We start from the raw sequence: 25,046 nt of genomic DNA on the forward strand, positions 1-25,046 counted from the left end.
TGGTGCCCCGTGCCGGAATCGAACCAGCACTCCTTTCGGAACCTGATTTTGAGTCAGGCGCGTCTACCAATTCCGCCAACGGGGCACTTTGGTAACGGCAAGCGCTCTAGCACGGGGCTGCAAGCCGATGCAAGAATGAAGTGCCGGTTACCATGTCGAAAGACTGTGACAAGTCCGATACTGCCTTGCAGCATGTTCCCGATAGCCCATTGCGTTAACAGGCTTCCGCACCCTTAGGTCCCCCCGGCGGTCCTCTTGTGCTTCAAGTTTCGAACATGTTAGCTGGTGCAGCAAAATGAGAAACATTGCCCATGAAACTGCCTGCCGGCGCCTCCTATGAGGACCTCATCCGCGATTTCGCCTGGGAGATTCCGTCCAGGTTCAATATGGGCGAAGTGGTCAGCGACGCCTGGGCCGCGGAGCATCCAGACAGCATCTGTCTTGAGCATTTCAGCCCGAACGGCCGACATCTGGCGCTGACCTATGGCGCGCTTTCGGGGCGGTCTGCGTCGCTCGCCAACGCCTTCCTGTCGCTCGGTTTGAAGCGTGGCGACCGGATCGCGCTTCTCCTGCCGCAGAGCTTCGAGACGGTCATTTCCCATGTGGCAATCTACAAGATGGGCGGTATCGCGCTGCCGCTCGCATTGCTTTTCGGTGCCGAGGCGCTGGAATACCGGTTGAAGGCATCGGGTGCTGCGGCCATCGTCACCAATGTCTTCGGTCTCGCGCGGCTTGCCGATATCCGGAACAAGCTGCCGGATCTCAGGCATGTGATCGTCACCGAGGATGTGCCGGCTGGGGAAGGCCTGGTCTCGTTCGACACGCTGATTTCCGCTCATCCGCCGCTTTTCGATGTAGTCGAGACCGGTCCCAACGATCCCGCGCTGATGATCTTCACGTCCGGCACGACCGGTCCGCCGAAAGCGGCGCTGCACGGTCACCGGGTGCTCGCCGGCCATATTCCCGGCTTCCAGCTCGGCCATGAATTCGCGCCGCAGGAAGGCGACAGGATCTGGACGCCGTCCGACTGGGCCTGGGCCGGCGGACTGCTCAACGTGCTGATGCCGGCGCTGATGCTCGGAATACCCGTCGTCTCGTCGCCGGCGCAGAAATTCGACGCCGACATGGCCTTCCGCATCATGGCGGAGATGGGGGTGCGCAATGCCTTTATTCCGCCGACGGCGTTGCGGCTGATGAAATCGGTGGAGAAGCCGCTCGAAAAATACGATCTGAAACTTCGGACGATCGCCTCGGCCGGAGAGTCGCTCGGGCGCGAGACCTATGACTGGGCGAAATCGGCGCTGGGATTGACGGTCAACGAATTGTTCGGCCAGACGGAATGCAATTTCGTTCTGGGATCGGCGGCCAATCTCGGCGTCTCGCGCGGTGGTGCGATCGGGCGCGCCGTGCCCGGCCACCATGTGGCTATCGTCGATGGGAAGGGTATCGAGGTGCCGGTCGGCAAAATGGGCCAGATCGCCATCCGCCGACCCGATCCGGTGATGTTCCTCGGCTACTGGAACGACGAAGCCGCAACGAAGGCCAAGTTCGTCGGAGACTGGCTGATGACCGGCGATCTCGGCCGGCAGGATGAAGATGGCTACGTGGAATTCGTCGGCCGTGACGACGACGTCATCACTTCATCCGGTTACCGCATCGGTCCGAGCGAGATCGAGGACTGTCTGACCGGCCATCCGGCGGTGAGGCTTGCGGCCGCCGTCGGGAAGCCCGATCCGGTCCGCACCGAAATCATCAAGGCTTATGTCGTCTTAGCGCCAGGGTACAGCCCAAGCGACGCGCTTGCGGCGGAAATCCGCGAATGGGTGAAGACGCGCCTCTCCATGCACGAATATCCGCGCGAGATCGCCTTCGTCGACGACATCCCGCTGACGACTACCGGCAAGGTCATCCGCCGGCTGCTGCGCGAGAAGGCGGCCGCGGAATAGATCTCAGATCTCAGTCTCCGCGGCCGGCGATCGACAGGATCTTCTCTCTCAGGATACGGGCCATGTTGCGGGTGTTGCGATAGCGGTGAAGCTGGGCGGCCACCTGACGCACGTCGCGGTCGCCGTTCTGGTTGAGCCCGATGACCAGCGTGCCCATTTCCTCGCGCTCTTCCCAGAACCGGCTCATGATGGGATGATCCGGCACGGCGCAGCTATCGGTACGCATGATGTTGGCATCTTCCAGATGCCATTCGGTGAGCTTGATCATCAGGAGCTTGCCTGGCGAGTAGGAGGCAAAATCCTCGTCATAGGCCGTCTTCCAGGTATAGGCCTCGCCGGCCATGACGAAGACGATGAGCGAGGCAATGGCGCGGCCGTCGAAATCGACGGTATGGATACGCACCGCGTCGACCTCGGCAAGGTTGGTGATCGCCTCGCGGGCGAAGGCCGAACGGTATCGGTCGTTGATGAGCGCCGAGCGGCGCCGACCCTTCCAGCCCTTGGCTTCGAGCAGAAGGAACTCTTCCATGCGCAACCGGACCTCTTCCGGCTGGCGCGCGACGGAATAGGCGAGCTTCCCCTTGGTTTCCAGTTTGCGCCAGAGGCGGCGCATCTCACGCACGTGATGCGGGGAGATCGCGTGCTTCAGGTAGGTCTCGCCGTCAGCCAAGCTCTCCAGCATCGGTCTCTGGAACGGATCGGTCACGGTGACCGGCAGGTTCCGGCTGATGGCGACCGCCTTGGCAAGCTGCGCGAAGCGGCCGTTGAGCCGCACGTCCGGCAGCACGAGCACGGAAGGAAGCCGCGCCTCCCGCAGGGCCAGAGCTTCCAGAAGGTTGTCGATCGTCTCGGCCGCATCTTCGGCATCGACGAGCGGGGTGCCGAGCGGGCCGAACGGGTTTGCCCAGGTGCGGATGATCGACGCGCCGATCGAGAATCCGGGTCTTTCGATCGTAAAGGGCATCAGCAGCCGGAGCCGGCTGCGGTTGTTGCTCTCGTCGCGGATCAGCGCCAGGTGCACCTGCTTGTCATCGACGCGCGGCATCGCGGGGGCCAGCAGCCGGGCCGAGAAGAAGATGTTCGGTTCCATGGCGCGGTTCGACAGGAATTCGAGCTCTTCCTGCAGATCGTAGCCGAGCGCTGCGGGATAGAGGCAGAGCTCGCGCCCCGGGCGGCCGACACGCAGGCGGGTATCGGCATCGGGACGTTCGGTACGGAAAGTCCGGATTGCGGAAAGCCCACCGCTGCCATTGCCTTCGAATTCGCCGCTGATCGGAGGTTGGGCCATGATCATGATGCCTTTGAAGGAACGGAGGTCATGGGGCCGGCGAAGGCGAAGAGCACGATGCCGAGCGTCCGGCGGACGGCAACATGCAGCAGGATGGCCTCGACCATCATCGCGGCGGCTGTCGCCATGGCGGCCCCGGTGAGGCCGAGCAGCGGGATCAGCACTATGTTGAGGCCGATGCTCACCGCAAGGGTTGCGGCGTAGAGCAACACGCAGAGGTTCTGGCGACCGGCCATGCTGAGCAGCACTTCGCCGGGACCGACCATCGATTTGGCGAGAATACCGGCGAACAGGATCGCCATCAGCGGGTATCCGGCCGTGAAGCCGGGGCCGAAGAGCGAGAGCAGCATTTCGCCGGCTGCAAGGGCGCAAAGGCCGATCGCAAGCGACGGCCAGAAGCTCCAGCGGGTGGTCTGGCCGGCAAAGGCGGCGAGTGCGGTCATGTCCTCCTCAGCCATGATCGCGGAAAAGCGGGGGCCGGCGGCGGCCTTGATCGAGAAATAGACGAACTGGACCAGCACGATGGTCTTGGCGGCGGCATAATAGATGCCGACCTGATCCGGCGGCAGGTAAAGGCCGACAACCACGACATCGGCATTGGTCAGCAGGAAGCCGATGCCGTCGACCAGGAAAAGCGGCAGCGAATAGCGGAACCAGGCAGCCGTCTCGAACTTCCCCGGGCCGGTGCCGTATTCCCGGCGCAGCCGCAATGTCAGGCGCAGGAGCTGCGAAAGCGTCGTGACATAGGTTGCGGCAAGTGCCGCCTGCATGGCAGTGACAGCCGTGTGCGGCGCGCCGAGCCAGAGAGCGAGAAGCATGAAGGCAAGAATCAGCGTGGGCCGGATCAGATAGGTGGGGCTCAGCGCCGTCGCTGTCCAACCGTTCGAGCGCGCGGTTCCGTCCAGCACGTCTCCCAGCGCAATCATCGGTATGGTGAAAAATGAGAGCGCGACCGGAATGAGGTAATAGGGTTCGATCCTGTCGCCGAATATATACAGGAAAAGAAAGCCGAGGCCCGCGACCGTGCTCGCCGAGGCAAGCGCCACGAGGCGGACAGCGAGGTTGAGGCCGCGCACCGTCGCCATCTCGCCCCGCGCTTTGTGCTGGTGCAGGAAGCGGATGACGGAGGTGTGGAAGCCGAGGCAGGACAGGTTGCCGGCGAGCACGACCAGAACCCAGACGAAAGCGAAGATGCCGTATTCGAATTCGCCCATCAGGCGGGCAAGAACGATCTGCGAGACGAAGGCGATGGCGGCACTGGCGACACGGATGACGAAGGCGGTGAGTGCCTGCCGCTGGGCGCGGCTCGTTTCGTTGTCATCCGTGATGATCGCGTCGAGCTTGCGTGTCAGCGGGGCGAGCCGGGCACGCAAGCCAGGCGGAAGCAATCTCTCCGCTGTTTCGATAACCGCCATGATGGGCACGCAATACTCGTAACGACGACGGGAACAATGGCGGAAAGTGTTGCCACAGCAGGGTTAAGAAAGGGTTCGCCGGGCCGTCAAAGTATTCACGATCTTCCGCTCGGGTCGCGGCTTTCGACCCGGCCGGCCGCAGGGCTGTAGCCGATCAATGCAAGCGCCAGCGCGGCGACAACGAGCCCGGTGGCGATGGCAAAGGCCGATCGCATGCCCGTGGCTACGGCCCCGGGAGAGGCGGTGCCAATATCTGCGCCGGTGGTGGCGGCAAATACCGCCCCCATGACCGAAGCGCCGGTCGTGAGGCCGAGATTGCGGGACAGGTTGAGCATGCCCGAAATCACGCCCCTCTCCCCGGAGTGGATATCGGCCATAACGGCCGTGTTGTTGGCCGCCTGGAAGAGTGCATAGCCCATCGTCGTGACGATGACCGGGAGAAGATAGCCTGGGATGCGGTACGTTGCCGGCAGGGTTGCGAGCAGGCAGACCCCGGCAGCCATGCCGGTCAGCCCGATGATGGTCGCCGAGCGTGCGCCGAAACGATCGGTGATGCGGCCGGCCGGGATGCCCGTCAGCGCCGAAACGACCGGCCCGGCCGAAAGTACGAGCCCCACCCCGGCCGCATCGAGGCCAAGTGCGTGCGACAGGTAGAAAGGACCGACCACCAGCGTCGTCATGATGACCGCCGAAATAATCGCGCTCATCGCCAGGCCAGAGCTCAGAGCGGCATTGCGCAGCATCGACAAGCGCAGCAGCGGTGACCGGGTTTTCGCTTCGGCGAGAACGAAGAGGCCAAGCCCGGCGAACGCTGCCACGAGCAGCCCGAGATTGAGGGAGCCGAAGCGACCTTTGCCCATGGTCATCGCCAGGGCGTAGGCCGCGAGTGTTGCGGCAAGCAGAAGCGTTCCCGTGCCGTCGAAGCCCGGGTGCGGCTCGGATCTTTCCTTGTGGTCATCGGGCAGATGCCGACGAATGAGAAGAATGGCTGTGACGCCGACGGGCACATTGAGAAGGAAGATCGCCGGCCAGCCTGCCGTCGAGATGAGGATGCCGCCGAGAGAAGGCCCGAGAGCCGTTCCGACGGCCGACATGGTTCCGAGCAATCCCATCGCGCTGCCGGTTTTGGCTTTCGGCACGATATCCGCGACAGACGCCATGGCAAGCGCCATCATGATGGCGGCGCCAGCGCCCTGCGCCGCACGAGCGGCGATCAGAATGACGAGTGTGGGAGCGGTGCCGCAGAGGATCGAGGCGATGGTGAACAGCGCGATTCCGGAGAGAAGAAGCCGGCGTCTGCCAATCATGTCGCCCAGCCTGCCGGCGCCGACGATTAGCGTCGTGATGGAGAGGAGATAGGCCAGCAGCACCCATTGCACGTCCTGGAAGGAGGCAGAGAACGCCTGCGCGAGCGTCGGCAGGGCGACATTCGCGCTGCTCGTGCCGAGCGACGACAACAAGATCGAGAGAGACAGAGCGGCAAGCGCCTTCCGGCTCGTAGGAATATTTTCTGCCGTGCCCGTCGCGGGGTTCGGTGTTGCGGCGTTCGGTGTGGTGGTCGGTGACATCTCCAAGGCTCCGTTCTGCCGCCTGCATGGTCGGCGCGGCAAATCTAGCCTCAGGCATATCGTGGCGGAACGCGCATCATTTGCATTTTATTCGTGCATCTGACGCCATATCATTCGGCGAGGTCCGTGCTATTGTCCGGCGTATGTCGCATCCGGACCTCAACCTGCTTGTCACCCTTGATGCGCTGCTTGCGGAAGGCAGCGTGGCCCATGCCGCCAGGCGGCTCGGACTCAGCCCTTCGGCCATGAGCCGGGCGCTGGCGCGATTGCGGGAGGCGACGGGCGATCCGCTGCTGGTGAGGGCAGGACGCGGTCTCGTTCCGACGCCAAGGGCGCTCGAACTCAGCGAGCGCGTCGGCCTGCTTCTCGAAGAGGTCGAGGCGGTGCTGCGGCCGGCTGAGGCACTCGATCTTTCAAAGCTGACCCGGACGTTCACGCTTCGCGCAAGCGACGGTTTCGTAGAGAATTTCGGTCCGGATCTCATTGCCCGCGTGAACCGGGAAGCGCCCGGCGTGCGGCTCCGCTTCGTGCCGAAGCAGGACAAGGACAGCGGTCCCTTGCGCGACGGCAGCATCGACATGGAGACCGGCGTAATCGGCAAGGCTACCGGTCCCGAGGTTCGGGTGCAGGCATTGTTCAGCGACCGCTTCGTCGGCGTCGTTCGTGCAGACCATCCGTTGAGTGCCGGTCAAATAACGCCGTCCCGCTATGCCGCGGCCAGACACGTGCTCGTCTCTCGGCGCGGTTCCGAGAAGGGCTATCTGGACGAAATCCTTGAAATTCAGGGGATCAGGCGAGAGATCGGGACGATGGTCGGCGGCTTTGCCGCGGCGCTGGCCCTTGCTCGGGCATCAGATCTGGTCGCCACGGTTCCCGAACGCCATACGCGTGACCTGCGGGCGGATATGTTCAGCTTTGCCCTTCCGGTACCGGTGCCGGAGATCACGATATCGCTCTTCTGGCATCCGAGGATGGATGCCGATCCGGCGCATCGCTGGCTGCGTGGCTGTGTGAGGGACGTCTGCGCCGCTTCGGCGGGGCAAGGCCGCGCCGAAGCTTAAAGCCTCACACCTGCTCGAACGCGCCGTGGCAGTGCTTGTATTTCTTGCCTGATCCGCAGGGGCAGGGCTCGTTGCGGCCGATCTTGCCCCAGGTGGAGGGGTCTTCCGGCCGGCGGTCCTGCGGCGCCGCGAGGAAGTTCTCGCCGTCGAGGCCGCTCACCTCGTCCATACCGGTCGTGGCATCGAGATGATGCGCTTCGAAAACCGGCGGCGGTTCCGGCGGCTGCGGGTTCTGCACCAGTTCGACGCGCATCATCTGTGCCGTCACTGCCTCGCGGAGGTTGGCAAGCAGCGCCTGGAAAAGCTCGAAGGCTTCCGCCTTGTATTCCTGCAGCGGGTCGCGCTGGGCATAGCCGCGGAAGCCGATCACCGAGCGCAGGTGGTCGAGGTTGACGATGTGCTCGCGCCAGAGATGGTCCAGCGTCTGCAGCAGCACGGAGCGCTCGACATAGTTCATGATATCCGCACCGAAGCGTTCGCGGCGATCAGCGGCGGTCTGGTCGGCCGCTTGCGTGATGCGTTCGCGGATATCGTCCTCGCCGATGCCCTCTTCCTTGACCCAGTCTTCGATCGGCAGGTCGAGGTTCAGGAGGCGTCCGGCATCCTCGCGCAGGCCTGCCGCATTCCACTGTTCGGCATAGGCCCTTTCGGGGATGTGCTTGGCAACGATGACCTCGATCACTTCGTTGCGCATATCCTCGACGATCTCGGACACGTCTTCCGAATCCATCATCTCGATGCGCTGTTCGAAGATCACCTTGCGCTGGTCATTGGTGACGTCGTCGTATTTCAGAAGGTTCTTGCGGATGTCGAAGTTGCGGGCTTCGACCTTCTTCTGGGCGCGCTCGAGCGCCTTGTTGATCCAGGGATGGACAATCGCTTCGCCTTCCTTCAGACCGAGCTTCTGCAGCATGCCGTCCATACGGTCGGAGCCGAAGATGCGCATCAGGTCGTCCTGGAGGGACAGGTAGAATTTCGAGCGGCCCGGGTCACCCTGGCGGCCGGAACGGCCGCGCAACTGATTGTCGATACGGCGGCTTTCATGGCGTTCGGTGGCGATGACGTAGAGACCGCCGGCGGCCAATGCTTTTTCCTTGAGGCTCTTCACCTCCTCGCGGATCGCCGCTTCCTTCGCCCGGCGCTCGGCCTCATCCTCTATGCCTTCAAGCTCGCGCTCGAGGCGCATCTCGACATTGCCGCCGAGCTGGATGTCGGTGCCGCGGCCGGCCATGTTGGTGGCGATCGTGACCGCGCCCGGCACGCCGGCCTGCGACACGATATAGGCTTCCTGCTCGTGATAGCGGGCGTTCAGCACCTGGAACTTATCGAAACCCGACTGACGCAGCAGGTTGGCGAGCAGTTCGGACTTCTCGATCGAGGTCGTACCGACGAGCACCGGCTGGCCGCGCTCGTGGGCGGCCTTGATTTCTTCGATGATCGCCTTGAACTTCTCCTCGAAGGTCCGGTAGACCTCGTCGTCCTCGTCGATGCGGGCGATCGGAAGATTGGTCGGGACTTCGACCACTTCGAGCTTATAGATGTTGCCGAACTCTTCCGCTTCCGTCGAAGCCGTACCGGTCATCCCGGCGAGCTTTGAATACATGCGGAAATAGTTCTGGAAGGTGATCGAGGAGAGCGTCTGGTTCTCCGGCTGGATCTGCACCTTTTCCTTGGCTTCGAGCGCCTGATGCTGGCCTTCCGAATAGCGGCGGCCCGGCATCATGCGGCCCGTGAACTCGTCGATGATGACGATCTCGCCGTTGCGGACGATGTAATCCTTGTCGCGGGTGAAGAGCTTGTGGGCCTTCAGAGCGTTGTTGATGTGATGGACGATCGCGACATTTTCGACGTCGTAGAGGGCTTCGCCCTTCAAGAGCCCGGCCTGGCGCAGCAGGTTTTCCAGCTTTTCCGTGCCGACTTCCGAGAAGTTGGCGGAACGCTGCTTCTCGTCGATCTCATAGTCTTCCGGCGTGAGTTGCGGAATGAAGGCGTCGATCGTGTTGTAAAGGTCGGAACGGTCGTCGAGCGGGCCGGAGATGATCAGCGGCGTGCGGGCCTCGTCGACCAGGATCGAGTCCACTTCGTCGACGATCGCATAGTTGTGGCCGCGCTGGACCATCTGCGCGCGCTCGTATTTCATGTTGTCGCGCAGATAATCGAAGCCGAGTTCGTTGTTGGTGGCGTAGGTGATGTCGCAGGCATAGGCCGCGCGGCGTTCCTCGTCGTCGAGACCGTGGACGATGACGCCGGTCGTCAGGCCGAGGAAGCCGTAAAGCCGGCCCATCGTCGTTGCGTCGCGACGGGCGAGGTAATCGTTGACGGTCACGACGTGGACGCCCTTGCCGGCGAGCGCGTTCAGATAGACGGGCAGCGTCGCCACCAGCGTCTTGCCTTCGCCGGTCTTCATCTCGGCGATCGCGCCATCATGAAGGATCATGCCGCCCATCAACTGCACATCGAAGGGCCGCATGCCGAGCACCCGGCGCGAGGCTTCACGCACCACGGCAAAGGCGGGGATCAGGATGTCGTCCAGCGTCTTGCCTTCGGCCAGCAGCTTCCTGAATTCCGTCGTCTGGGCGGCGAGCTGCTCATCGGAGAGAGCCTTGGTCTTCTCCTCGATCGCGTTGATCGCGTCGATCCTCGGCGTGTAGCCGCGCAGGCGGCGATCGTTTGCCGAACCGAACAATTTGCGGGCGATGCCGCCAAGGCTGACCATACGAATGGTCCTTTCTGAATCAGTTCTCTCGGGATCGCGGGCCGGGCGGCCCATCATCATCCGATGACGAAAAAATGACCCGCCACGCCCGGAAACTCTTCTGGACGCAAAGTTGCGTGACAGATAAGAGGGGGGTCGAATGATGTCAACGGTGGCGGCCGATACAGAATGGCCACATTCCGGTGTTTGTGAAGGTTTTCCGGCCGGAATCAGGCATTCTGAAACCGGTGCCCTATTGAAAGGTGAATTGATGTTGCGCCACAAATTTCTCGTAACGGCCGCGCTCGCTGCTGCAATCTTCTCCCAGGCTCCGGTGTTTGCGGCGGAAGATCCGGTCGTGGCGAAGGTCGGCAGCCTGGAAATCCGCCAGTCGGAACTCGACCTGGCCGTCCAGAACCTCGACCCGCAGCTTGCCCAGCTTCCGGACGAGCAGAAGAAAGTCGCCGCCCTTTCCGGCGCCATCGACGTCAAGCTTCTCGCATCGGGTGCGATCGCCGAAGGCATCAAGGATACGGACGATTTCAAGAAGCGGATGGCCTATATCGGCGACCGTGAACTTCATAACGCCTATTTCCGCAAGCATGTCATCGATGCCGTCACCCCGGAAGAGGTGAAGGCCCGTTACGACAAGGAAATCGCCTCTATCCCGAAGCAGGAAGAGGTGCATGCCCGTCACATCCTGGTGAAGACGGAAGACGAGGCGAAGGCGGTCATCGCTGATCTCGACGCCGGCAAGGATTTTGCCGAGATCGCCAAGGAAAAGTCGCAGGATTCCAATAAGGATGAAGGCGGTGATCTTGGCTGGTTCGGCCCCGGCCGCATGGTTCCGGAATTCGAGGAAGCCGCTTTCGCCCTCGAAAAGGGCGCCTACACGAAGACCCCCGTCAAGACGCAGTTCGGCTTCCATGTCATCAAGGTCGAAGACAAGCGCGACGCTCCCCCGCCGGCCCTCGAACAGGTCGAGGACCAGGTCAAGCAGCTCGTGATGCGCGACAAGTATGTGGCGCTGATCGAGAAGGCCAAGAGCGAGCAGAAGGTCGAGATCGTCGATGAGGCCCTCAAGAAGGGCTATGACGAAGTCAACAAGATGCAGGGTGCAAGCGACGCCCCGGCTCCGAAGCCGTAAGGATTAAGGATAAGGAGTCCATCTTACCCTCGAGGTGGAGACCTCCGCATTTATCCGTCATCCTCGGGCTTGTCCCGAGGATCTATCCACTATCATGAAGAGCAGCAGATCCTCGGGGACAAGCCCGAGGATGACGTCGAGCAGGTAGTCCAGCTTCGACTTTCAATTGAACCAAGGTCTAGCCATGTCCGCTTCCGTTTCGCCGCTCGCCCCGAAATCCTATCCCGACATGCCGGCATTGCGCGGCGTGCGCATGGCGACTGCCGCCGCCGGGATCAAGTACAAGAACCGCACCGATGTGCTGCTGATGGTTTTCGACCGGCCGGCCGCGGTGGCGGGCGTCTTCACGCGGTCCAAGTGCCCTTCCGCGCCGGTGGATTTCTGTCGCGCCAACCTGCCGCACGGGATCGCTCGCGCGGTCGTCGTCAATTCCGGCAATGCCAATGCATTCACCGGCATCAAGGGCAAGGCCGCGACGGCACTGACCGCGAAATCCGCGTCGCAAGCCGTCGGCTGCGGCGAGAACGAGGTCTACCTCGCTTCGACCGGCGTTATCGGCGAACCGCTGGATGCGACGAAATTCGCCGGCGTGCTCGGCGACATGAACAGGACCGCCGCCGGCGACTTCTGGCAGGAAGCGGCCAAGGCGATCATGACCACCGACACCTACCCGAAGGTCGCGACCCGCACCGCGGAGATCGGCGGCGTGAAGGTGACGATCAACGGCATCGCCAAGGGGGCCGGGATGATCGCGCCGGACATGGCGACGATGCTCTCCTTCGTGGTGACCGATGCGGACATCGCCTCGCCGGCCTTGCAGACCCTGCTTGCCGCGGGCGTCGGCCCGAGCTTCAACTCCGTCACGGTGGACAGCGATACTTCGACTTCCGATACTCTGATGCTGTTTGCGACGGGTGCTGCCGCCGATGACGGTCAGGTCCGCGTCGAGAGCGCGGACGATCCGCGTCTTCAAAGCTTCCGCGCCGCGCTCGACGATCTGCTCAAGGATCTGGCGCTGCAGGTCGTGCGGGATGGCGAAGGCGCCCGCAAGATGGTCGAGATCACCGTGACCGGCGCCGAGAGCGATGCGGCCGCGAAAGTGATCGCGCTGTCGATCGCCAACTCGCCGCTGGTCAAGACGGCGATCGCCGGCGAGGACGCCAACTGGGGCCGCGTCGTGATGGCCGTCGGCAAATCCGGTGAGATGGCCGACCGCGACCGGCTGGCGATCTGGTTCGGCGACGTGCGGGTCGCCGTCGAGGGCGAGCGCGATCCCAGCTATTCCGAAGCTGCCGCCACCGCCGTCATGAGGCAACAGGACATTCCTGTGAAAGTCGATCTCGGCCTCGGCAACGGCACGGCGACTGTCTGGACCTGCGACCTCACCAAGGAATATGTCGCTATCAACGGCGACTACCGGAGCTGATCATTTGATGCAGGCATCATCTCCGCAGAGCAATCTGCCTCTGGTTCGCCGGCTGGAGGCCGTGGGCTTCCGGGCCTGGCCGGCGGCTTCCGTCGTCTATGACGGGAGCTGGCAGGTACGGCTCACCGGCGGCCATCCATCCAAACGGCTGAATTGCATCGTCCCGCTCGATCCTTCCGATCATCGCGATATGGAGCAGCGGCTCGAAAGGGCACGCAAGCGGTTCGAGAGCTATGGCCGGCCGCTCATCGTCCGCGAGACGCCGCTCGCTCCTCCCGTCCTCATCGACCATCTCAAGGCGGACGGATGGCGGATGTTCGAGACGGTCGACGTGCTGACCGTCGATCTGACGGAACTCGCACTGCCCGACACGCTCGACTACCTGCCGAGTCACGACATCGGCCGGTTCATCGACGCCAGCCTTGCTGTTGAAGGCGAAAGCATCGCGCTAAAGCCGGCGCTTGCCGAAATCCTCTCGGCGATCAAGCCGCCGTCGGGCTTCTTCATGAAAGAAGATCCGGCAAACGGCGCGGTCGCCGTGGCGCTCTGCGTGCAAGATAACGATCTGGCCGGCATCATGTCCTTTGCCGTTGCGGAAGCCCACCGGCGGGAAGGCATAGGCACGCAGATCCTGTCTTCGGCCTTGCGCTGGGCCCGCATCAGCGGTGCGCGGCAGGCCTGGCTACAGGTCGTCTCCACCAACGCGACGGCGCTGGCGCTCTACCGGAAATTCGGCTTTCGCAAGGCCTACGAATACCGTTACTGGTGGCGGGAAGGACGAGGATGAGCAGCGAAACACCCCGCAAGCTGGTGCTGGTCGCGGCCTGCGCGCTGATCGATGCCGACGGGCGCATCCTGCTGGCGCAGCGCCCGGAGGGCAAGACGCTCGCCGGTCTCTGGGAGTTTCCCGGCGGCAAGGTCGAGCCGGGCGAAACGCCGGAGGAAACGCTGGTACGCGAGCTCGAGGAAGAGCTCGGCATCACCACCAAAATCCCCTGCCTTGCGCCGCTCACCTTCGCCAGCCACACCTATGAGACCTTCCATCTTCTGATGCCGCTTTATATCTGCCGGCGTTTCGAGGGCATCCCGACCGGTCGGGAAGGCCAGGCGATCAAATGGGTCAGGCCGAACGCGCTACGCGACTACCCCATGCCGCCGGCCGACGAGCCGCTGATACCCATTCTTCAGGACCTGCTATAGAGCGCCGTGCGTCCATTCGGACGCACAAAGGACGCTTTAAATTATTGAATCTACGCATCGTGCTTTCCGAAAATCGATTCCGACCTTCGGGCTGATGCTGTAGGTCGTTGCCGCGGCTCAATCGTTCAAATTAGAATGACCGAATTCACTCGTTGTTAAGAGATCGTTTAGCCGCGTGTGATATTTTCAGGCCTCATCATCTGGTAACCGCGTTGACGAGGCTATGAAGGCATGGACGAGGAATTCTGGAAAACCGTGCGAGGCCGGCAACAGGCGCGGCACAGTTTCGGCAGGACCGGCGCGCTCAACATCGCACTCCTGTTCGGCACGGCTGCCATCGCTCTTTCCCTGATCATCACGCCGATGCTGGCGGGCCGCAATCACGAGCGTCAGCTGGGGCAGATTCAGGATGACTTCGACCTGATCACCACGGGCTCCATCAAACCGGCCGAAAAGAGCACGAAACATTATACAATTCGCCGTAGTGTCCTGCAGGAGACACCGGGCACGGTCTGCATCGTCGAGGGCTACGGAGCCGGTAGCGACTGCTGAAGCCGGAGCCGTTTTCAGGCGCCTGGATTCGTCCATTCCAGGCCCGAAGGATAATTGATGCGCCTTTTCAGCTCTCTCTTTAAGGATAACAGCGGCGCGACGGCCGTGGAATACGGCCTGCTCATTTCGATCCTGGCACTGACCCTGTTTGTCGCATTGGGCGATTACTACGAGTTGATGAACAATATGTTCGGCGGGATTGCCGATGCCTACGAGGACGCTACGCCTTAGAGCGAGCTACTCCGTCCCTCCGCGCAGGGCGTCTGCCAGCCGCATCCTGGCGGACCCCGGTTTCAGGGGCTGCTGCTGGCTTTCGTGCGGCGACCAGCCTGAGGCGTAGATGATCGAGAAAGTCGCGCGGATGCGGCCGTCCGGATCGGAATAGCGCTCGGCATAGATCTCCGCCGCCCTCACGAAGAAGCGCCTTGTCACCGGCACGCGGCTGCGGCCGGCGAGCGGGTTCGTCATGCCCATGGCACGCAGATCCCGCATCAGCGGAAAGAGCGAGTCGTAGCGCACCGTATAGGTCTCGATATCGACCACCGGCAGCGTGAAGCCGGCGCGCTGCAGAAGGCCCCCGACATCCCGGACATCGGCGAAGGGGATGACGCGCGGGCTTGCACCGCCCAGCAATTCCGCTTCGGCCGACAACAGGACGTCACGCAGTTCGGAAAGGGTCCCCACGCCGGGGATGGCGGCCAGAAAAAGCCCGTCCGGCTTCAGCGCACGGCGGAAGCGGATCAGCGTACCGGGCGTATCGTTGACAAGGTGCAGCGCCAGCGGCGACAGCACCAGGTTGACGGATTCCGGTTCCAGCGGCACGTCCTCCCAGGGAGCGGCCGTCACCGTCTCGCCATCTCCGGCGAAGGCCTCACTGGTTTCGATACGGCGCATGACACCGATCTTGCCGGTCGCCAGCGCATCACGGGCGGCGATGCCGGTGCCGCCATGCAGCTCGACGGCGGTTTCGAACCGGCGCTCGACGACGGCGAGGCGATCCGCGAGCTCGCGGCCGGCGATCTCCAGGAGGAAGGCGGCCTTGTGATCCCCACCGGCGAAGGCGCGTTCGCGCCTTGCCTCGATCAGCCGTTCATCGAAAAGAATTTCCATCGTATCAAACCCGTATCCTGCCGTCGCAAAGGCTCTCTTCATGCGCTAAAGTCAACCCATGTCCGCCGAGCCGAGCGCCAATGCCCTTCGATTTGTAGCATCGTTTGCCGCAGGGTGGACGAGATGGCTTGCCGATCTCGTCTATCCGCCGGTCTGTCCCGGCTGCGGGGTCAGCACCGGGGCGCATGGCGGGTTCTGCCCCGCCTGCTGGCAGGATCCGCTTCATCGAACGGCCCTATTGCGAGGTGCTCGGCCTGCCGTTCTCCTACGATCCGGGAGAGGGCATGCTGTCGGCCGAGGCGATCGCCAATCCGCCCGTCTTCGACCGGCTGCGGTCCGCCGCGATCTTCGAGGGGCCGGCGCGCGACCTCGTGCATTCGCTGAAATACCGGGACCGCACCGACCTTGCCCCGATGATGGCCGGCCTGATGCTGCGCGCCGCCGAAGACCATGTGGCAAAATCGGACGGTATCCTGCCGGTTCCGCTCCACCGCTCGCGCTTCGCATCCAGGAAGTTCAACCAAGCGGCGGAACTCGGGCGGCATCTTTCGCAGAAGTCCGGCCGGCCGTTCCTGCCGTCGACGCTTGTCCGCGTCAAGCGCACCAGCCGGCAGGTGGGGCTTTCGGCCCGCGCCCGTGAGGACAATGTGCGGGCCGCCTTCCAGGTCGCGCCCGGCCATGAGGCGGATGTTTTCGGCAGGCGCCTGATCCTCATCGACGACGTCTACACGACCGGGGCGACCGTTTCTTCCGCCACCCGGGCGCTGAAGAGGGCAGGCGCTGCGGAGGTCACGGTTTTGACCTTTGCAATGGCCATTTCCGGGCCTATATGACAGAAGATGACAGTTGTACGCGGCCTTTTCCCGGTTTCCTTCCCACTTGGCTGCGTCCGGAGACGTTCATGGCAGATGTGACCATCTATACCCGCGAATATTGCGGCTATTGCGCCCGTGCGAAGGCTTTGCTCGAGTCCAAGGGCATCAAGTATACCGAGCATGATGCAACCTATTCCAGGGAACTGCGCGAGGAAATGATCCAGAAGGCCAACGGCCGTTCGACCTTCCCGCAGATCTTCATCAACGGAACGCATGTCGGCGGCTGCGACGACCTTCATGCGCTTGACCGGGCCGGCAAGCTGGACCCGATGCTGGCAGCGTGAGGACAGGGCGATGACGTTCAAGGCAGCAGCGATCCAGATGTGCTCCGGCGTTGATCCGCACAAGAACGCCGCCGACATGGTCCGGCTGGTGCGCGAGGCGGCGGCGCATGGGGCGACCTATATCCAGACACCGGAAATGACCGGCGCTCTGCAGCGGGACCGCAAGGCGATGCGCGACATCCTGCGCGACGAGACGAATGACATCATCGTTTCGACCGCCCGCAACCTCGCCGGCGAACTCGGCATTCATCTGCATGTCGGCTCGACGGCGATCGCAAGGGAGGACGGCAAGATTGCCAACCGGGCCTTCCTCTTCGCTCCCGGAGGCCGGCTGATCTCAACCTATGACAAGATCCACATGTTCGACGTCGATCTCGACAACGGCGAGAGCTGGCGCGAAAGCTCGGCCTACGAGCCGGGCGTCGCCGCGCGGGTCGCCGACCTGCCGTTCGGCAGGCTCGGCTTCGCGATCTGCTACGACGTGCGTTTCCCGCAGCTTTTCCGCGCCGAGGCGCTCGTCGGCGCCGAGATCCTGACCGTGCCCGCCGCCTTCACCCGCCAGACGGGCGAGGCCCATTGGGAGATCCTGCTGCGCGCCCGCGCCATCGAAAACGGCGCCTTCGTGATCGCCGCCGCCCAGGCAGGGGTTCATGAAGACGGCCGCGAGACCTTCGGCCATTCGATGATCGTCGATCCCTGGGGTAAGGTGCTGGCATCCGCCGGCGGCACCGGCGAGGCGGTGGTGCTTGCGGAGATCGACATCGATGCGGTAAAGGCCGCACGCGTCAAAATCCCCAATCTCAGGAATGCCCGCGAATTCGCGCTGGACACTGTGTCCGATGTGGCGGGAGGGGTTGCCGCTTGATCAAGTATACGCTGACCTGTGAAAATGCTCATACGTTCGAGGGCTGGTTCTCCGAAAGTGCCGATTTCGATCGCCAGGTCGAAAGCGGCTTTCTCACCTGTCCCGTCTGCAATTCCCCCTCGATCTCCAAAACGCTGATGGCGCCCGCCGTTTCGACGGCGCGCAAAAAGGAAGAGAAACAGGCGATGGTCATGGACCTTGCCCGCCAGGAGGCGATGGCAAAGCTCAAGCAGGCGGTCGCCGAGATCAAGGCCAATGCGGAGGACGTGGGCGAGAAATTCCCCGAGGAGGCCCGCAAGATCCATTACGGCGAGGCGGATGCGCGCGGCATCATCGGCCAGGCGAGCCTTAGCGAGGTGCGCGATCTTCTCGAAGAGGGCATCGAGGTGGCGCCGATGCCGGTGCTCCCCGAGGACACGAACTGACCTCGTTTCCGCAAGACTTCATTTCAAAGAACCCGAAGGGCTGGATGGAGTGAAATCCGTCCGGTCTTTCGTGTATTCGTCGGGATGAAGTGTAGCAGGGGAATGAGGGGCGGGGATGATCCCTACGGCGAGAAAACGCTCTCAAATTTCCTCGTTGAGGATACGCAGATAATCCCTCGCACCGTGGACGACGCGGAGGATTCTCACGTCCGGGTTTTCTGCTCGATAGAAGATCACATAGGGAGCGAAGACACGCCGGCGAACTCCTGGATGATTTGACAGTTCCAGGTTCTCGAAAGCATGGGGCATGCGCGCGAGCTCCAAGCATGCAGTGCGCAGGTCTTCCATATAAGGGATGGCGGGCCAGGATTCTGGTTCAGCAGGTATCGACCGATATCCCTGAGGTCTCCACGCGCTTGGCGAGAGAAGATGACTTTCATCGTGCCAGACGCTTCAGGCCGAGTTCCTCGTAGACACTATCGAAAGCCTCCTCGATCGACATGAACCGACCGGCCTCGATATCGTCGATGCCTTTCTGAAGTTCGGCATCCAGCTGCTCACGCGCGCGCTCAAAGCGTTCGCGAAGTACGGTTTCGATATAGTCGCTGGACGACGCAAAGGAGCCGCGTTCAGTCTGGTCGCGGACAAAATCCTCGATGTCCGGCTCCAGCGTTACTGTGACTTTCACGGCTTCAGCCATCGGTCTCTCCCAAAACGGAACGATGTGAAGATTACCACAGAACCGACGGGCCGTGGAAGCGGATCACGCTGCCCTTTTCGCCAGCAGCATGTAGTTGACGTCCATGTCCGCTGAGAGGTTCCAGCGGTCCTGCAGCGGGTTGAAGAAGACGCCGGTGCGGTGGATGATCTCCATGCCGGCGGCGTGGAGCGGCTTTTCGAGCTCTTCCGGACGCACCAGTTTTTCGTATTGGTGGGTGCCCCTCGGCAGCCAGCGCAGGACGTTTTCCGCCGCAAAGATCGCCAATGCCCCGGCCTTGAAGGTGCGGTTGATGGTGGCGACGAACATCAGCCCGCCGGGGCGGACCATTTTCGCGCAGGTGGTGATGAAGAAATCCACGTCCGCCACATGCTCCACCACTTCCATGTTCAAGACGACGTCGAAGGTTTCGCCCGCTTCGGCAAGCTGTTCGGCGGTGACGGCGCGATAATCGACCGACGTGCCGGTCTCCGCCGCATGGGTGGAGGCGATGCCGATGTTCTTTTCCGACGGGTCGGCGCCGACGACGGTGGCGCCCATGCGGGCGACCGGTTCCGACAGCAGGCCGCCACCGCAGCCGATATCCAGGATGCGGAGGCCGGAAAGCGGCAGGTGGCTTTTCGGGTCACGGCCGAAATTTTCGCAGATGCGGTCTCGCAGATAGGTGAGCCGGACGGGATTGAATTTGTGGAGCGGCCTGAATTTTCCCGTCGGGTCCCACCATTCGGCCGCCATGGCGGAGAACCGGTCGACTTCGCTCTGATCGATGGTGCTGCGGGCGGCTTCTGTCATGATCTTCATCCCTTCGTTTCACTGGTTGAAGTCGGATGATAGGGATTGGAAGTCAAGAGCGCTTCTTGGGCAAGCGCCGCATTGCCGCATTCTCGGCGCAAGCCAAGATCAAATCCATTTTCGGGCTGTCGAGCCTTACCTGCTGAAGGACGTTCATAAATTTCTTGTAGATATCGAATGCCCACGGCTCCTGGTTTGCAATGCAGAGGGGAAGCTCGGCACAAGCCTTGCCGCTAAGGCCGATTTCCCGCTGGGCGCGGACAGCCCATGCCTGGTGCGGCGAGGGCAGCATCGGCCCGACGCAGATGCGATAACGACGGCAAACCCGTAAATGGCAGATGCGATCCGAGATGCAAAACAATGTCGCAGCCGCGCGGCAGAGTTCCTCGTGCTGTTCGGCCCGGCGCTTTTCGTAGTTGCTGAAGTCCGGCTCATCCATGCTCTTCCTCCTTTGCGGCAAGACAGATTCACTCCTTGGCGATCTCGGTGGTTTTGTTTCGGCCGGGACACGTCGGGTGCCTCGAATGTAATTTTTATAGGTGACACGCGACGTGTCCCGTTCGGTGTGTTTTTCCGCGCAACTCCGGTTCCTCTACGGCGATATGGTCTTACGTCCTTGCGGATGCCATAGCGGGTTGGGTGCGACACACGCACGCCGCGCAACAAGGCACGGGGGGAACCATTTTCTGCGCAGCCCCTGACAACCCGCCTGCATCAACGGCAGGCCGAAAGGGCACCGGTCCCATCTCGCCGGCGATGCTTGAACCGGTGTAGCCGAAACGGAACGCGAAGATTGTAGGCACAAGGCGCGAGGGCGGGGATAAACGGAGGCAGTTTTTCCTGTCGATTTCTCGCAAGGTTTTGATTTGGCTCGCCATACCCCCCTCTGCCCTGCCGGGCATCTCCCCCACGGGTGGGGAGATCACAAGCGGCATGGCCTTCCCACAAAGCAATGACTCACCAAACTGCTCCGCAGTTGTTGGGGAAGCAGGTGCGTTCAGCCTATCTCCCCCGCAAGGAGGGAGATAGGGTTGTGCCATGCATAACGCCGTCCTCGGACGAAGCGGCTCACAGGGAGGGGAATATGGCGATCACCGTGGCGCGGCTCAAGGAATTGCTGGCGTTCGAAGACGTGTCGCTGACGCTGATCGATAGCGCCGTCGAAATCCACGACGGATATGTTCTGGAGCGGCTGCGGTTCCAGCTCTCAGACGGAACGGAAGTCCGCGGCTTTCTGACCCGGCCGGGCGAAGCCTCCGCCAGTCCCGGACCGGCGATCCTTTATGCCCATGCGCATGGCGGCCGATACGATATCGGCGCTTTGGAGCTGACCGAGGGCCGCGCGGCGCTTCTCGATGCGCCGGGCCCCGTGCTGGCGCGGGAAGGGTATGTAACGCTGTGCATCGACATGTCGACCTTCGGTGAGCGGGCGGGCGTCACCGAGGATGCGGCTGCAAAGGCGGCGCTCTGGCACGGGAAGACGCTGTTCGGGCAGATGGTCTCGGAACAGGCGGCGGCGCTTTCCTGGCTGGCGGCGCGGCCGGACGTCGATCTGGAGCGGATCGGGGTCACCGGACTTTCGATGGGGGCGACGCTCGCCTATTTTCTTGCGGCGGTCGATGACCGGGTGAAGGCGACCGCCCATCTCTGCTGCTACGCCGATTTCGCCACCCTCGTGCAGACGGGCGCGCATGACCGCCATGGGCATTATCTGACGGTGCCGGGTCTTTTGAAGGAAACCTCGATCGGCGAGATCGCCGGGCTGGTGGCGCCGCGGGCGCAGCTCATCTGTGTCGGCTGGGATGATCCGCTGACGCCGCCGGAGGCGGTGGAGAAGGCCTTTGCCGAGACGGAAGCGGCCTATCTTGAAGCGGAGGCGCTTGGGGCGCTGGTGTTCCTGCCGGAAGCCGGCGTCGGGCATCAGGAAACGCCCGCCATGCGCCGGGCGGTGCTGGCGTTCTTCAAGGGGTATTTGTGAGGCTTGAGATCACGCTATTTGCCAAGGCCGGTGATGTGAACGCATTTGATGGATATCTGATCCCTCATTTTCGACCTGGCGTAACGCGCGATCTGTCCTGCAGGACATTTCTTGTTGTCGAAAAGAACGGCTCGTCCCGGCGGCAAGGTCTGAAGTGTCGGCTGGGTGGTCACTGTCCTGCTCTGGGCATAAGCCGAAGTGGCTGCGACCGGCTCCAGCAGAACCGCGACAGACAAGGCAATCATGGACATGCGATACATTCGGGCCTCCCTTCCGCTCGCTTCCGGCGAGTCTATAGACGGGCCGGCGGGGCGGCCAGCTGTCCATCCGGAGTAGGGGAGGCCAAAAGGGCAGGGGTGGGACTTACGCCCCTTTGACCCGCAATCCATTCTGATCGAACAGATGCAATGGCGCGCCGGCGACGGAGAAATGCACCTCGTCGCCCGGGGCGATATGCTTCTGGCCCTGGACGACCGCGAGCAGCTTTTCGCCGTTCAGATCCGCATGGATGACGGTTTCCGAGCCGAGGGCCTCCACCAACCGCACCTTGACCGGCAGGCTGCCCGGATTGTTCGCCAGCGTGATGTGCTGCGGGCGGATGCCGACCGTCAGTTTTTCGCCGGTCTTCAGCTTGTGGCCACGAAGCTTATGGTCGGCAAGCGGCACGGTGAGGCGATGACCGCCACCGATGACAAGCGTGACCGAACCGGTTTCCACCTCCTGGACTTCGCCCGAGAGGAAGTTCATGTGCGGCGCGCCGATGAAGCCGGCGACGAAGCGGTTGGCGGGCGTGTTGTAGAGTTCGAGCGGCGTGCCGACCTGTTCGATCCTGCCGGCGCGCATGACGACGATGCGGTGGGCGAGCGTCATCGCCTCCACCTGGTCGTGGGTGACGTAGATCATCGTCGAGCCGATGCGGGCGTGCAGGGCGGCAAGTTCAGCGCGGGTCGAGACGCGCAATTCCGCATCGAGGTTCGACAATGGCTCGTCGAGCAGGAAGGCCGTCGGACGGCGGACGATGGCGCGGCCGATCGCGACGCGCTGGCGCTGGCCGCCGGAAAGCTGGCCGGGACGGCGCTCGAGATAGGGCTCGATCTCCAGCATGCGGGCGGCTTCCTGGATGCGCTCGGCGATCTCCGGCTTCGGCATGTTGGAGTTTTCCAGCCCGAAGGCGAGGTTCTGGCGCACGCTCATATGCGGATAGAGTGCATAGGACTGGAAGACCATGGCAAGCCCGCGGTCGGCGGCGGTCACCTCGTTCACCCGCTTGCCGTCGATCTCGATCTCTCCGCCGGTGACCTTCTCAAGGCCGGCGATGGTGCGCAGCAGCGTGGACTTGCCGCAGCCGGAGGGGCCGACGAAGACGACGAACTCACCATCGTTGATATGCAGGTTGATGTCTTTCAGGACGTCGACGGCGCCGTAGGATTTCTTGACATCGGTGAGTTTGATCTCGCCCATCGGTGTTCCTTATTTAAGTCCGGTGCCGGCAATGCCGGTGGTGATGAAACGCTGCAGAAAGATGAAGACCAGCACGACCGGGATCATCGTCACGACGGTCATGGCCAGGATGAAGTGCCACTGGACGTTCAGTTCGCCGGAATAGATGCTGAGCCCCACCTGCAGGGTATAGAGCTCGCGGCGCGACAAGACGATCAGCGGCCAGAGGAAGTCGTTCCAGCGCCAGACGACCGAAAAGATCGCGAGCACGGCGAGCGCCGGCGCCGTCAGCGGCAGCACGATGCGCCAGTAGATCTGCCATTCGGACGCCTTGTCCATGCGCGCCGCGTCGATCAGCTCGTCGGGGATGGTCAGCATGTACTGGCGCAGGATGAAGACGCCGGTGGGGGTGGCGACAGTCGGCAGGATGACGCCCCAGAGGCTGTTGAACAGTCCGAGCGACGAAATGATCGAATAGAGCGGCACCATGATGACCGAAAGCGGCACCATGAGCGTCGCAAGGATGATCAGCATGGCGGCGGAGCGGCCGCGGAACTCGTATTTCGACAGGGCGAAGGCGGCCATGGAATTGACGATGAGGGTGATCAGCGTCGCGGTGACCGTCACGAAGACGGAATTCCAGAGGTAGCGCAGGAAGTCGAAATGCACGAAAGGTTCCGTATAGTTCGACGTCGCGAAGGAGAGGGTACGCACCGGCTGGCGGTCGTTGATGTTGACGCGGATGATCTCGCCCGGCGTCTTCGGATCGACCATCTGGGACATGATGCCGATGCGACGCACTTCCGCCAGCACGCGGGTCGAGCCGTCCGGCATCTTCGCATTAAAGAGCTGCAGCGGCTTGTCGTAGCCCTCGACCGTCGCCTGGCTGGTGACATAGGGCAGGATCGACGGCGGGAATTCGGCAAGTGCCGCCGGGGTCTTGAAAGAGGAAAAGGCAAGCCAGACGGCCGGGCCGAACATGATGATCAGCCCGCCGATCAGCCAGACCCAGGTGACGATGTCCGTCCAGTGCCAGCCCTTGCCGCCCTTGCGACGCAGAATGAAACGCGCAGCCGCACCCATCAGCGTTTCCCCTTGTTCTCGTTCTTCCGGCCGATGCCGAGCTGGATCAACGTGAGGACCACGAGTACGCCCCCCATCAGGATCGAGGCGGCGGCCGCGAGGCCAGGATTGCGGAGCGCCGAGGCAAAGCCCGTTTCATAGATATACTGCGTAAGATAGAGCGTGCTGGTGCCCGGACCGCCGCCGGTCAGCACATAGACCTCGTCGAAGATCTGGACTGCGCGGATCAGCGCCAGCACCACCACGACCAGGAGATTGGGGGCGAGCAGCGGCAGGGTGATGCGCCAGAAGACACGCGCAGGCTTTGTGCCATCCATCTCGGCCGCTTCATAGAGATCCTTGGGGATCGCCTGCAGGCCGGCGAGCAGGATCAGCGCATAGAAGCCCATATGCGCCCAGATCGACACGCCGATCGTGGCGGCGAAGGTCCAGGTGCGGTCGGTGAGCCAAGTATAGGGCTCGGTGTCGCCGAACTGGAAGAGGATGAAGTTCAACAGGCCCTGGCGCTGCAGGATCCATTTCCAGATCAGCCCGACGACGACGGGCGATAACAGGACGGGGAAGAAGAAGACGGCACGCCAGAAGGAGCGGGCAGCAAGATCGCGATTGAGGATCAGCGCCGTGATGAGCGCCGTCAGGATCATCAGAGCGACCTGCAGGATCACGAACCAGAACGTGTTGCCGACGGCCGTCCAGAAGGCATCCTCCTGACAGGACATCGGGTCGAGATAGTCGGCGCAGGTGAAGAGGCGCGCGTACTGATCGGCGCCGACGAAATTGCGCTCGGCGAGGAAGAAGGCAGTGCCGCCGGTCATCGAATAGACGAAGTTGATGACGAGCGGCAGGAGCACGAAGATGCCGAAGATCAGCATGTTCGGCGCCAGGAAGAAGGCCGCCATGCCGCTGATGCCGGTCGATTTCTGCAGACCGCGCAAAGGTACGTCGATGAGGCGCATGACGAAGTTGACGGGCGTCATGAGGAGAGCGCCGAGGCGGGAAGGTGAAGAAGCTGTGCTCATTGGATCGAACTCCTTCCCGGGGCTTGATTCCAGTTTCTACCTGACAGGATCGGTATGTGTGAAAAAAGGACGGCGCGGCCGGCCGATCTCCCCCCTCGAGGGGGAGATGCCGGGCAGGGCAGAGGGAGGTATCGTTTCGACACTTCGCTTACCGTCGAT

At 62.7% G+C, this 25,046-nt stretch carries 25 protein-coding genes, 1 tRNA gene and 1 pseudogene; 13 read left to right on the forward strand and 14 right to left on the reverse strand.

The window, feature by feature from the left end; all coding sequences use genetic code 11:
• A tRNA-Leu gene (locus JL39_RS25295) sits at nt 1–85 on the reverse strand.
• A gap of 226 nt (nt 86–311) precedes the next feature.
• Here JL39_RS25295 and JL39_RS25300 point away from each other — a divergent pair.
• Nucleotides 312–1,946, forward strand: a complete 1,635-nt coding sequence (locus JL39_RS25300) for an AMP-binding protein (protein WP_037157136.1) — start codon at nt 312–314, stop codon at nt 1,944–1,946.
• A gap of 10 nt (nt 1,947–1,956) precedes the next feature.
• Here the strand turns inward: JL39_RS25300 and JL39_RS25305 are convergent, their stop codons facing one another.
• The 3 genes from JL39_RS25305 to JL39_RS25315 all read right to left on the reverse strand — a co-directional run bounded on the left by JL39_RS25305 (nt 1,957) and on the right by JL39_RS25315 (nt 6,217).
• The gene (locus tag JL39_RS25305) at nt 1,957–3,234 is read right to left on the reverse strand and encodes a GNAT family N-acetyltransferase (RefSeq protein WP_037157352.1); all 1,278 of its coding nucleotides are present in this window, start codon (nt 3,232–3,234) and stop codon (nt 1,957–1,959) included.
• A gap of 2 nt (nt 3,235–3,236) precedes the next feature.
• Complete coding sequence (locus JL39_RS25310; RefSeq protein ID WP_037157138.1) at nt 3,237–4,649, reverse strand: lipopolysaccharide biosynthesis protein; 1,413 nt, start codon at nt 4,647–4,649, stop codon at nt 3,237–3,239.
• Nucleotides 4,650–4,744: 95 nt separating this feature from the next.
• Entirely contained in the window at nt 4,745–6,217 is a 1,473-nt protein-coding gene (locus tag JL39_RS25315; RefSeq protein WP_052183102.1) for an MFS transporter, read from the reverse strand.
• A 143-nt stretch (nt 6,218–6,360) separates the two neighbouring features.
• Here JL39_RS25315 and JL39_RS25320 point away from each other — a divergent pair, with 143 nt between their 5' ends.
• Entirely contained in the window at nt 6,361–7,278 is a 918-nt protein-coding gene (locus JL39_RS25320) for a LysR family transcriptional regulator (RefSeq protein WP_037157140.1), read from the forward strand.
• Between the two features lie 4 nt (nt 7,279–7,282).
• On the opposite strand, the gene secA is transcribed toward JL39_RS25320, so the two are convergent.
• Nucleotides 7,283–9,994, reverse strand: a complete 2,712-nt coding sequence (gene secA, locus JL39_RS25325; RefSeq protein ID WP_037157142.1) for a preprotein translocase subunit SecA — start codon at nt 9,992–9,994, stop codon at nt 7,283–7,285.
• Nucleotides 9,995–10,244: 250 nt separating this feature from the next.
• Between secA and JL39_RS25330 the strand changes: the two genes are divergently transcribed.
• From JL39_RS25330 to JL39_RS31295, 6 genes are all read left to right on the forward strand, one after another.
• Complete coding sequence (locus tag JL39_RS25330) at nt 10,245–11,120, forward strand: peptidylprolyl isomerase (protein WP_037157144.1); 876 nt, start codon at nt 10,245–10,247, stop codon at nt 11,118–11,120.
• Between the two features lie 184 nt (nt 11,121–11,304).
• Nucleotides 11,305–12,546 carry a bifunctional glutamate N-acetyltransferase/amino-acid acetyltransferase ArgJ gene (argJ, locus tag JL39_RS25335; protein ID WP_037157146.1) on the forward strand — a complete coding sequence of 414 codons (1,242 nt, stop codon included), beginning with the start codon at nt 11,305–11,307 and terminating at the stop codon, nt 12,544–12,546.
• A gap of 7 nt (nt 12,547–12,553) precedes the next feature.
• Entirely contained in the window at nt 12,554–13,333 is a 780-nt protein-coding gene (locus JL39_RS25340; RefSeq protein ID WP_037157148.1) for a GNAT family N-acetyltransferase, read from the forward strand.
• Nucleotides 13,330–13,746, forward strand: coding sequence for an 8-oxo-dGTP diphosphatase MutT (mutT, locus tag JL39_RS25345; protein WP_037157150.1), 417 nt, complete (start codon nt 13,330–13,332; stop codon nt 13,744–13,746). Before JL39_RS25340 ends, mutT begins: the two co-directional genes overlap by 4 nt.
• A gap of 231 nt (nt 13,747–13,977) precedes the next feature.
• A complete protein-coding gene (locus JL39_RS25350; RefSeq protein ID WP_037157152.1) occupies nt 13,978–14,298 on the forward strand; it encodes a hypothetical protein in 321 nt (106 codons plus the stop codon).
• Nucleotides 14,299–14,355: 57 nt separating this feature from the next.
• Nucleotides 14,356–14,529, forward strand: coding sequence for a Flp family type IVb pilin (locus JL39_RS31295; protein ID WP_081952981.1), 174 nt, complete (start codon nt 14,356–14,358; stop codon nt 14,527–14,529).
• A gap of 6 nt (nt 14,530–14,535) precedes the next feature.
• Here JL39_RS31295 and JL39_RS25355 read toward each other — a convergent pair whose 3' ends face one another.
• A complete protein-coding gene (locus tag JL39_RS25355) occupies nt 14,536–15,408 on the reverse strand; it encodes a methyltransferase domain-containing protein (RefSeq protein WP_037157356.1) in 873 nt (290 codons plus the stop codon).
• Between the two features lie 58 nt (nt 15,409–15,466).
• Here JL39_RS25355 and JL39_RS25360 point away from each other — a divergent pair.
• From JL39_RS25360 to JL39_RS25375, 4 genes and pseudogenes are all read left to right on the forward strand, one after another.
• Nucleotides 15,467–16,241 (forward strand): annotated as a pseudogene (locus JL39_RS25360) (ComF family protein).
• A gap of 68 nt (nt 16,242–16,309) precedes the next feature.
• Nucleotides 16,310–16,567, forward strand: a complete 258-nt coding sequence (gene grxC / locus JL39_RS25365; protein ID WP_037157154.1) for a glutaredoxin 3 — start codon at nt 16,310–16,312, stop codon at nt 16,565–16,567.
• Between the two features lie 10 nt (nt 16,568–16,577).
• The gene (locus tag JL39_RS25370; RefSeq protein ID WP_037157156.1) at nt 16,578–17,432 is read left to right on the forward strand and encodes a carbon-nitrogen hydrolase family protein; all 855 of its coding nucleotides are present in this window, start codon (nt 16,578–16,580) and stop codon (nt 17,430–17,432) included.
• Complete coding sequence (locus JL39_RS25375; protein WP_037157158.1) at nt 17,429–17,857, forward strand: DUF1178 family protein; 429 nt, start codon at nt 17,429–17,431, stop codon at nt 17,855–17,857. The genes JL39_RS25370 and JL39_RS25375 overlap by 4 nt, the downstream gene beginning before the upstream one ends.
• A 141-nt stretch (nt 17,858–17,998) precedes the next feature.
• Here the strand turns inward: JL39_RS25375 and JL39_RS32670 are convergent, their stop codons facing one another.
• The 4 genes from JL39_RS32670 to JL39_RS25395 form a co-directional block, all read right to left on the reverse strand.
• Complete coding sequence (locus tag JL39_RS32670; RefSeq protein WP_244446962.1) at nt 17,999–18,166, reverse strand: type II toxin-antitoxin system RelE/ParE family toxin; 168 nt, start codon at nt 18,164–18,166, stop codon at nt 17,999–18,001.
• A gap of 127 nt (nt 18,167–18,293) precedes the next feature.
• Nucleotides 18,294–18,557, reverse strand: coding sequence for a hypothetical protein (locus JL39_RS25385; protein WP_037157160.1), 264 nt, complete (start codon nt 18,555–18,557; stop codon nt 18,294–18,296).
• A gap of 63 nt (nt 18,558–18,620) precedes the next feature.
• A complete protein-coding gene (ubiG, locus tag JL39_RS25390) occupies nt 18,621–19,367 on the reverse strand; it encodes a bifunctional 2-polyprenyl-6-hydroxyphenol methylase/3-demethylubiquinol 3-O-methyltransferase UbiG (protein WP_037157357.1) in 747 nt (248 codons plus the stop codon).
• 52 nt (nt 19,368–19,419) lie between these two features.
• Entirely contained in the window at nt 19,420–19,806 is a 387-nt protein-coding gene (locus JL39_RS25395; RefSeq protein WP_037157161.1) for a hypothetical protein, read from the reverse strand.
• Between the two features lie 645 nt (nt 19,807–20,451).
• On the opposite strand from JL39_RS25395, the gene JL39_RS25400 reads away from it, so the two are divergent.
• Nucleotides 20,452–21,345 carry a dienelactone hydrolase family protein gene (locus JL39_RS25400; protein WP_037157163.1) on the forward strand — a complete coding sequence of 298 codons (894 nt, stop codon included), beginning with the start codon at nt 20,452–20,454 and terminating at the stop codon, nt 21,343–21,345.
• 14 nt (nt 21,346–21,359) lie between these two features.
• Here the strand turns inward: JL39_RS25400 and JL39_RS25405 are convergent, their stop codons facing one another.
• From JL39_RS25405 to JL39_RS25420, 4 genes are all read right to left on the reverse strand, one after another.
• On the reverse strand, nt 21,360–21,605 hold the full coding sequence (locus JL39_RS25405) for a DUF6719 family protein (protein ID WP_037157165.1): 246 nt from the start codon (nt 21,603–21,605) through the stop codon (nt 21,360–21,362).
• Between the two features lie 103 nt (nt 21,606–21,708).
• Nucleotides 21,709–22,806 (reverse strand): sn-glycerol-3-phosphate ABC transporter ATP-binding protein UgpC, encoded by a 1,098-nt coding sequence (ugpC, locus tag JL39_RS25410; protein WP_037157166.1) that lies wholly within the window; start codon nt 22,804–22,806, stop codon nt 21,709–21,711.
• A gap of 9 nt (nt 22,807–22,815) precedes the next feature.
• Nucleotides 22,816–23,868: a carbohydrate ABC transporter permease gene (locus JL39_RS25415; RefSeq protein ID WP_037157168.1), complete on the reverse strand. Its 1,053-nt coding sequence runs from the start codon at nt 23,866–23,868 to the stop codon at nt 22,816–22,818.
• Nucleotides 23,868–24,887 (reverse strand): sugar ABC transporter permease, encoded by a 1,020-nt coding sequence (locus JL39_RS25420; RefSeq protein ID WP_037157170.1) that lies wholly within the window; start codon nt 24,885–24,887, stop codon nt 23,868–23,870. The genes JL39_RS25415 and JL39_RS25420 overlap by 1 nt, the downstream gene beginning before the upstream one ends.
• Nucleotides 24,888–25,046 lie beyond the last annotated feature (159 nt).

The organism is Rhizobium sp. YS-1r, assembly GCF_000757525.1.
Taxonomy (GTDB): Bacteria; Pseudomonadota; Alphaproteobacteria; order Rhizobiales; family Rhizobiaceae; genus Neorhizobium; species Neorhizobium petrolearium.